The organism is Nonomuraea sp. NPDC003804, from assembly GCF_040610675.1.
Taxonomy (GTDB): domain Bacteria; phylum Actinomycetota; class Actinomycetes; order Streptosporangiales; family Streptosporangiaceae; genus Nonomuraea.
In genome coordinates this window covers 1-1,258 of the sequence record NZ_JBEXMT010000116.1, presented here as the reverse complement: position 1 = coordinate 1,258, position 1,258 = coordinate 1, and the positions used below count along the sequence as shown (strand labels likewise).

Here is a 1,258-nt window from a genome sequence, read left to right as displayed (position 1 = left end):
GTGGCCGCCGCCGAGGATCGTCGAGGAGGCAATCTCCAGGACATAGTTTCGATCCGTCCTCTGAGGGGCTTCGTTCAGGCTACGCACTGCGGAGACCCAGACAGGAACTAGCCTTTCACCCGTAAATACCTTAGCCACTCTCACCCTCCAAACGCACAGATAACGTGCTCGCGAATGTAAATTTCGGGAAGCCATGCCTGCCCGTGTGCTCCCCACTTGTCGCCCCAGCTGTTGCGAATTCGGAAATAGGGGGCGCCGTCATCGGCCCTGCCAAGCCCAACAACTGCTACTGCATGTAGTGCGTTGGGCAGGGGCAACTGCTCAAACGTGACCACTCCGCTCGCCGGAATGAAGAAGCTTTGGGTCAACCTCATGCCGATGCCCACGGGAAGATTCCTTCGAATCGCGTCGGCAATTGAATCAGGATCGTGCGGAAGCAGATCCAGCGCTCTTCCATAGAGGCGCAAACCAACTGGCGGCAACGAAACAGGCGGTGATGGCTCCGTTGCCTGATACGGGAAGTCCTGCTCGGTAGGTTGCCCGAACGATGCCACTTGGAGCGCGAGTCCTAAGGAGACACCATCACCCGAGGCCCAATTGGACGTTAGTGTGGCGGCACCTTGATAGACATACTCGGGACTCAGCACCTCACTCTGCGGAGCGAATCGGAGATTTAGCTCCGATAGGGCGAACGCAATACAGGTCGGGCGCTGCCCTTGGTCGCGTGCAGCATTGTTTGCCTGCGGCAGGGCTATTTCTTCCTTGATGATCAAGCTATCGACGCCTCGCTCAATAAGTTCCGCTTAGCGACTCGCGTCAGACCAGGCTCGATTTGCTCAAATTTAGCCCTCGTTTCGAACGTCGCGATAGCTTCGCCCCCCTTCAACCAAGGCCGCTGCTCTTGCATAGAAAAGGCACGCGTTTCGCCGTCTGGAAGACTCGCAGGGTTGTCGTAGGTCAGTAGAAATTCCGCGGTGGCTGCGCCGAAAACGATCTGCCTCGGATCGACCACCTCCTCGGTTCGACACGATATCGGGCGAATCTGGAAACCGTCCGATGCTAGCTCAGTCAACGACCAGAGGTAGCCCGATGAGGCGTTGCTTCTCAAACGAACCAAGACCTGGTCATCCGCACGCGGCTCCAGCACGCTCGCCCGATCACTTTCGTCGAGGAGCCATACCTCCCTACGAGATTCAAAATTCTGTCCTTTGAGCAGCGCCTGTTTGATGTCGATCGGCTGGATCTTCAGGAGTTCCTT

General features: G+C 57.2%; 2 protein-coding genes. Both read right to left on the bottom strand.

From position 1 onward, the window contains the following. Positions 1 to 140: 140 nt before the first annotated feature. Positions 141 to 773 (bottom strand): C1 family peptidase, encoded by a 633-nt coding sequence (locus ABZX22_RS45180; RefSeq protein ID WP_354923536.1) that lies wholly within the window; start codon positions 771 to 773, stop codon positions 141 to 143. Next, positions 770 to 1,258, bottom strand: a 489-nt coding sequence (locus ABZX22_RS45175) for a protease inhibitor I42 family protein (protein WP_354923533.1), incomplete at its 5' end; no start/stop codon positions are given. The genes ABZX22_RS45175 and ABZX22_RS45180, both read right to left, overlap by 4 nt.